The sequence below is a fragment of the Moorena sp. SIO3H5 genome (genome assembly GCF_010692395.1).
In the GTDB taxonomy this organism is placed as follows: domain Bacteria; phylum Cyanobacteriota; class Cyanobacteriia; order Cyanobacteriales; family Coleofasciculaceae; genus Moorena.
On sequence record NZ_JAAHHS010000007.1, the window covers coordinates 63,107 to 69,106 of the forward strand.

Below are 6,000 nucleotides of genomic sequence, written 5' to 3' on the forward strand. Positions count from 1 at the left end.
CATTAGCTGATAGCTGATAGCTGATAGCTGAATGCTTTATTCCCTGTTCCCGTCTTGATGCAGTCGCTCATGGGGGAAACCCCCAAGACCGCGCTGCATCGCTGTTCCCTGTTCCCTGTTCCCTGTTCCCTGTTGCCTACTCCCTACTCCCTACTCCCTACTCCCTACTCCCTACTCCCTACTCCCTACTCCCTACTCCCTACTCCCTATTAGCTAATTAATGACTGTTGTTTAGCATAAATATTTTTCATATGCTTCTTAACAGTATTGGTAGTAATATAAAGCCGAGCTGCAATTTCTTTGTAAGACAGTTTATCTTTCTTAAGCAACCAAACTTCAGCTTCCCGGTTAGTCAATCCATATTTTTTTGCATCAGTAATAGCAGCATTGTAGCTAGAATGATGGCGATTTTCTAGAGTTACTAACAGATAGGGCTGTGCTTGATTATCCAAGACTAACCATCTGACCCTAACTCGAAATGTTACTGAATTATCCGTTTGGATTTCCGACTCAAGAATCATTTTTTGCCCAGAGAACCAATCGCGACTATCAATTAACGCTTCGCACACTCGCCAAATTGACTCAGGTATAGAACTCATTTGTGACTTATCTTGACAAAGTTGACGACAAATGCGACTCCCACGTTCATTAGCATGAACCCACTTTCCTTGAGAAGTCAGAATCAAGACACCGTCAACAAATCCTTCAAGAATAGCTTGTAGAAGGATTTGAGAGTTCTTCGATTGTAAACTAGCAACCTGAGACTTATTTTCTGAATTACTGAGCTGAGCGAAACCTTTAACTTGCTGGTTAATCTGGGACTGTAAGCTATACATGTTGAATCTCCTTCAATACCCATAAATCTCCGAATTACCCAAAAACTCTAGACAACGATGGCTGAATTGAGTAACTCGTTCTGGCTTACTGATACAGTCATTTTTATAGGCGAACTCCTGTAGCTACAATGAGCAAGCTACAGATTTCCCAAGTTCGTTGCATTTGTTTGCAATCAAGGGTAGCCGGGTGAAGGGACCGGAAGGAAGGTGAATTTTTCCGACAATTATTGGTTTTTTATTAGTTTTGTGGAGTAAAAATCCGAAATTCTACTGTTTAGGGGTGTTGCTCTATATATCTATGTCTCAATAAATACCATTAGATCACGGCAATGTGTAGAAATTGTGAATGGGCTAGCTAAGCCAAGTCATGAAACTACCTTGCCACAATTTTGTCACTCTATTACACGATCCATGAGCAATGAATCCAGCATTTATCGATGAGTGGTTTCCCGATGAGTTACAAGACAACTATATATATAAACTGATCACCCCACGACGGGTCGGTTTAACTCGCTGTCGGGCAGAGTATTTCGTGCGATTGTGGGCTTATCTACTCCTCAAGCAACAGGACTTGAATGGTCGCTTAAGAAAACCCCTTAGCCAATTGACCATACCGAAAGGGTTTGTCCCATGTACTCATCGAGAAGCGGCAGAACTCTTTTATGCTAACAAAGACCGAGGAAGCGATCGCGCTGCTGGGATGATGATTGATATCCTAGTGGATCTCGGATTAATTGAGAAACTGTTTGATGGCAATACGATTTGTATCAAAATTCGCCCTGTTACTCATTTAACATCATCTAACCCATTAGCTGAGGCCATACAGTTCCAAGTTGATGGCTTTAACCCCCGCACTGATGCTGTGATCGTGGCTAATTTCTTGGCTCGCAACTACAACTGGATGAGTAATACAACCAATTATATTCCCTTCAAAATTACCAAGTTGCTACGGAGCTGGGCACATCAGTATCCCAGTAGTATGCGAGTGCTACGTCGCTGTGATACCTCTGCTGCCGTTGGATTCTATATGCTCTATCCCACCGCCAGTGAGTCTGAGGAAAAATTCTTCCTTCCTGCTAGCAATAGTCTTTATTTGAGTTCCACCTCCACTATCGACCCCCTAAAAATGGCTATCCCCGGAAATCCCGATTGTACTTCGGTCTTAGTCAGGAGTTGGATGATTGATACTCCTTATATAACTCACCAGAATGTCTGTCGATTCCTGGAGGATGTGCAGCAAACCCTAGTGGGTATGAAAGCTGATTTTCCGAACCTTTGGGATTTATACGCCATGACCATCCATCCCAGTTATCAAGAGCTGTCAATGGCGATAGGATTTCAGAAAATCGGTGATCAGAGCAATTCCTGTGTGTCATGGCTGTATACATCAGTAGACCAATTTTTGAATCTAGCCATGGACAAGGCGATATCAAAACTGGACTTTAGGTGCCATGGCGCTGAATCAAGACTGACCGGATGACAAGCTGCTAGTTTGCTGGAACAGGCATTGTTGTGGAACCGTCATGTTGCTGGAATCTGCATATTCGTGGAACGGGCATCTTGCCCGTTTCATTTTCCCGGCTAGCAATTAAGTATGACGGTGGGCAGTGCATCAGACAGATCATCAAGCTTGTCATAGCTTTGGTAGGAACTGCAAACCCTACGATTCTGGCGTTGAGTCAGCCAAGTAATGGATAGCAGTAGAGTGGGCATCCTGCCCGCGCGGAAATAAGGAGGAAACTGGCAAGATGCCAGTTCTACCCAAGATGCCAGTTCTACCCAAGATGCCCGCGCGGAAATATATTGAAACTGGCAAGATGCCAGTTCTACCCAAGATGCCAGTTCTACGCAAGATGCCAGTTCCACGCAAGATGCCAGTTCCAAGCGTTAATAAAGCGATCGCACTTTTTTTATTAAGTAATGTTAAGCTAAAATAGCAGTCAATTCAGACAGATTTATAACCCTGTCATAGCCTTGCTAGGCACTCCCCAAGCTAGGACTAATCCCTAGAATTAATCAAAATTGTCCGAGATATCAGTAAGGATTGACAAAAGCAATTACTCATATTTTGTTAAGCAATGTTAAGCTAAAATAGCAGTGGTTCAAAGGGATTAACCAAGCTGCACATATAGTGCCCTAAGCCTTGCTCAGCATAGTATTCATCCCTCACATTCATCCCTCGGATTCATTACAATTTTGTTAGCTATCAGTAATCATTGAGGAAAGCGATCGCATAGGTTTTATTAAGTACAGTTAACTAGTTTTAAATAAAGTTACGATTAAACCTCGAAAATGTATTTATCTTCAGGATTGTATTAGGATAAATACAGACAGGCAAAACAAGCCTTCTGAACCTAGATAATCTAATAAACGCAATCATCCGAACATGACTACCACATTAAATCAGCGTAACGCTAACGTGTGGGACCGGTTCTGCGATTGGATCACTTCCACCAACAACCGCCTATATGTAGGCTGGTTCGGTGTACTGATGATCCCCACATTGCTAACCGCTACCATCTGCTTCATCATCGCCTTCGTCGCTGCTCCTCCTGTGGACATCGATGGCATCCGTGAGCCCGTTGCTGGCTCCTTGATTTATGGCAACAACATCATCTCTGGTGCTGTTGTTCCTTCTTCTAACGCCATTGGTTTGCACTTCTACCCAATCTGGGAAGCAGCTTCCTTAGATGAGTGGCTCTACAATGGTGGTCCTTACCAGCTAATCATCTTCCACTTCCTTGTTGGTATCTTCACCTACATGGGTCGTCAGTGGGAGCTGAGCTACCGTCTAGGCATGCGTCCTTGGATCTGCGTTGCTTACAGCGCTCCCTTGGCTGCTGCTACTTCTGTGTTCCTAATCTACCCCATTGGACAAGGTTCCTTCTCCGATGGTATGCCTTTGGGAATCAGCGGTACCTTCAACTTCATGTTCGTGTTCCAAGCTGAGCACAACATTCTTATGCACCCCTTCCACATGCTGGGTGTAGCTGGCGTATTCGGCGGTTCACTGTTTAGTGCTATGCACGGTTCTTTGGTGACCTCCTCCTTAGTGCGTGAGACCACCGAAACCGAGTCTCAGAACTATGGTTACAAGTTCGGACAAGAGGAAGAAACTTACAACATCGTTGCAGCTCACGGCTACTTCGGTCGTTTGATCTTCCAATATGCGTCCTTCAACAACAGCCGTTCCTTGCACTTCTTCTTGGGTGCTTGGCCTGTAGTAGGCATCTGGTTTACCGCTCTGGGCATCAGCACCATGGCGTTCAACCTAAATGGCTTCAACTTCAACCAAAGTGTTATTGACTCTCAAGGTCATGTAATCAACACTTGGGCTGATGTACTAAACCGCGCTAACCTAGGTTTCGAGGTAATGCACGAGCGTAACGCTCACAACTTCCCTCTAGATCTAGCTGCTGGTGAAGTTACTCCTGTTGCTTTAACTGCTCCAGTTATCAACGGCTAATCTAAATTTGGCTTAATTGGCTGAGTTTGAAAAAAGCGCTCTCCGTTTGGGGGGCGCTTTTTTATTTGTATTAAAGAAAGGGAACAGGGAACAGGGAACAGGGAACAGGGAATCGGGAATCGGGAATCGGGAATCGGGAATAGTGATAATATTTGACTCTGTCAGTTATTAATTTTTTTTGTACTGGTGCAATATCTAATATCAAATTCAGATAATCAGTTATAAAAAAATATATAGCGTTTATAGGATTTATGAGGTACGCTTTTCAAGCTCAAAGTCCCCCTTGATAAGGGGGATTTAGGGGGATCCCTTTGTACATCATGGCATAGAGAATTGCTATAGCTTTATTCTAGTAGGTATTCTAGTAGGTATTCTCCATCCCCTGTTCCCTGTTCCCTGTTCCCTGTTCCCTGTTCCCTATTACCTAATATTTATAACTGTTCAACCGAACATGATATAAGTTATATGTTTCGCGATCGCTTCCTTCCTATTACTAGCAATACTCTCAAAACATTAATTACAGAGTTAGGATCAGAATGCCAAACCGTTACCGCTTTAATCTATCAGCTTCAGTCACCTCACCTCAGTGCTAGACAACAAGCTGAGATTTTGGCAGAATTGCTGGCTGCTGCAATTCATTTAAATGTTCATTGCGGAGAAGACTTTCAGATGCTAATTGCTCAGGAGATGGAAAAATTACCGGATGATGATGAACAGGAGTAAATCGGGATTTGAAGTCAGAAGTTTTTATTAAGTCAGAAGTCAGAAGTTTGAAGTCAGAAGTCAGAAGTTGGAATTTTGAAGTCTATTCTTTGAGTTTTTTGACGGTAGTGACTAAAATTTTAATAATTTCTTCAGTTTCTTGGATTAGTCCTTTGAACTTTTCTAATGAAACCAGTTCAGCTTCTATTAGAACCTCTAACCAATATTTTGTTTCTCTTGCTTCCTTGAGAGCAATTTCATATTTACTGATAAAATCTCTGCGGGATTGGGCTGACTGAGCTTCACTACAATTCGCTCCGATAGAAGTTCCTGATCTTAATAACTGATTTGCTAACGTTCTAGGAACTTTAGATTCTTCTTCTAACCAAATGCAAGCTTTGACTATTCTAACCGCAAACTTTTTTGTTCTGTCCTGAATTGAAACTTGTTGATAACTCAAATTATTTCTTCAAACTTCAAACTTCAAACTTCAAACTTCAAACTTCAAACTTCAAACTTCAAACTTCAAACTTCAAACTTCAAACTTCTGACTTCAATTAGCTCCGATAGAAGTTCCTGACCTTAATAACTGATTTGCTAACGTTCTAGGAACTTTAGATTCTTCTTCTAACCAAATGCAAGCTTTGACTATCCTAACCGCAAACTTCTTTGTTCTATCCTGAATTTAAAATTGTTGATAACTCAAATTATTTCTTCAAACTTAAAACTTCTGACTTCTGACTTCATCCAGTTCTCCCGGACACGCACACTAAACGAAAACCACTATTGAAGTCGCGGTCCTCGCGCGTAATGTCGAAGCTGCGAAACGCAGAACGGCAGTAATCAGGATCGCCGAGCCAGGAGCCGCCCCGCAGCACTGAATATGGACTTTTTTCATCATTTTTGGCTGAATATGACTGATTTTCAGTATTAAAATTTTCCACTTCATTATTATCAACCCAAGCACTACCATCTGTGGGCGCACCTTTGTAGTTA

Annotated in this window: 10 protein-coding genes; 4 read left to right on the forward strand and 6 right to left on the reverse strand. The window is 42.5% G+C overall.

The genetic code is table 11. The features are described 5' to 3' along the window. Positions 1–57 precede the first annotated feature (57 nt). Positions 58–213: a hypothetical protein gene (locus F6K52_RS02010; RefSeq protein ID WP_293073231.1), complete on the forward strand. Its 156-nt coding sequence runs from the start codon at positions 58–60 to the stop codon at positions 211–213. Here F6K52_RS02010 and F6K52_RS02015 read toward each other — a convergent pair. Next, positions 210–836, reverse strand: a complete 627-nt coding sequence (locus F6K52_RS02015) for a helix-turn-helix transcriptional regulator (RefSeq protein ID WP_293073233.1) — start codon at positions 834–836, stop codon at positions 210–212. The genes F6K52_RS02010 and F6K52_RS02015 overlap by 4 nt on opposite strands. Before the next feature lie 418 nt (positions 837–1,254). Between F6K52_RS02015 and F6K52_RS02020 the strand changes: the two genes are divergently transcribed. Next, the gene (locus tag F6K52_RS02020) at positions 1,255–2,316 is read left to right on the forward strand and encodes a hypothetical protein (protein ID WP_293073294.1); all 1,062 of its coding nucleotides are present in this window, start codon (positions 1,255–1,257) and stop codon (positions 2,314–2,316) included. Positions 2,317–2,417: 101 nt separating this feature from the next. Here the strand turns inward: F6K52_RS02020 and F6K52_RS02025 are convergent, their stop codons facing one another. Continuing rightward, positions 2,418–2,720 carry a hypothetical protein gene (locus F6K52_RS02025; RefSeq protein ID WP_293073297.1) on the reverse strand — a complete coding sequence of 101 codons (303 nt, stop codon included), beginning with the start codon at positions 2,718–2,720 and terminating at the stop codon, positions 2,418–2,420. A 502-nt stretch (positions 2,721–3,222) separates the two neighbouring features. Between F6K52_RS02025 and psbA the strand changes: the two genes are divergently transcribed. After that, complete coding sequence (gene psbA, locus F6K52_RS02030) at positions 3,223–4,302, forward strand: photosystem II q(b) protein (RefSeq protein WP_293073300.1); 1,080 nt, start codon at positions 3,223–3,225, stop codon at positions 4,300–4,302. 70 nt (positions 4,303–4,372) lie between these two features. Here psbA and F6K52_RS02035 read toward each other — a convergent pair whose 3' ends face one another. Continuing rightward, positions 4,373–4,507, reverse strand: coding sequence for a hypothetical protein (locus F6K52_RS02035; protein ID WP_293073303.1), 135 nt, complete (start codon positions 4,505–4,507; stop codon positions 4,373–4,375). A gap of 260 nt (positions 4,508–4,767) precedes the next feature. On the opposite strand from F6K52_RS02035, the gene F6K52_RS02040 reads away from it, so the two are divergent. Next, positions 4,768–5,025, forward strand: a complete 258-nt coding sequence (locus F6K52_RS02040) for a hypothetical protein (protein ID WP_293073306.1) — start codon at positions 4,768–4,770, stop codon at positions 5,023–5,025. 82 nt (positions 5,026–5,107) lie between these two features. On the opposite strand, the gene F6K52_RS02045 is transcribed toward F6K52_RS02040, so the two are convergent. The 3 genes from F6K52_RS02045 to F6K52_RS02055 form a co-directional block, all read right to left on the reverse strand. Further along, positions 5,108–5,464, reverse strand: coding sequence for a four helix bundle protein (locus F6K52_RS02045; protein ID WP_293073309.1), 357 nt, complete (start codon positions 5,462–5,464; stop codon positions 5,108–5,110). A gap of 93 nt (positions 5,465–5,557) precedes the next feature. Continuing rightward, a complete protein-coding gene (locus F6K52_RS02050; RefSeq protein WP_293073324.1) occupies positions 5,558–5,689 on the reverse strand; it encodes a four helix bundle protein in 132 nt (43 codons plus the stop codon). Between the two features lie 58 nt (positions 5,690–5,747). After that, the coding region (locus F6K52_RS02055; RefSeq protein ID WP_293073312.1) for an SUMF1/EgtB/PvdO family nonheme iron enzyme at positions 5,748–6,000 on the reverse strand (253 nt) is incomplete at its 5' end.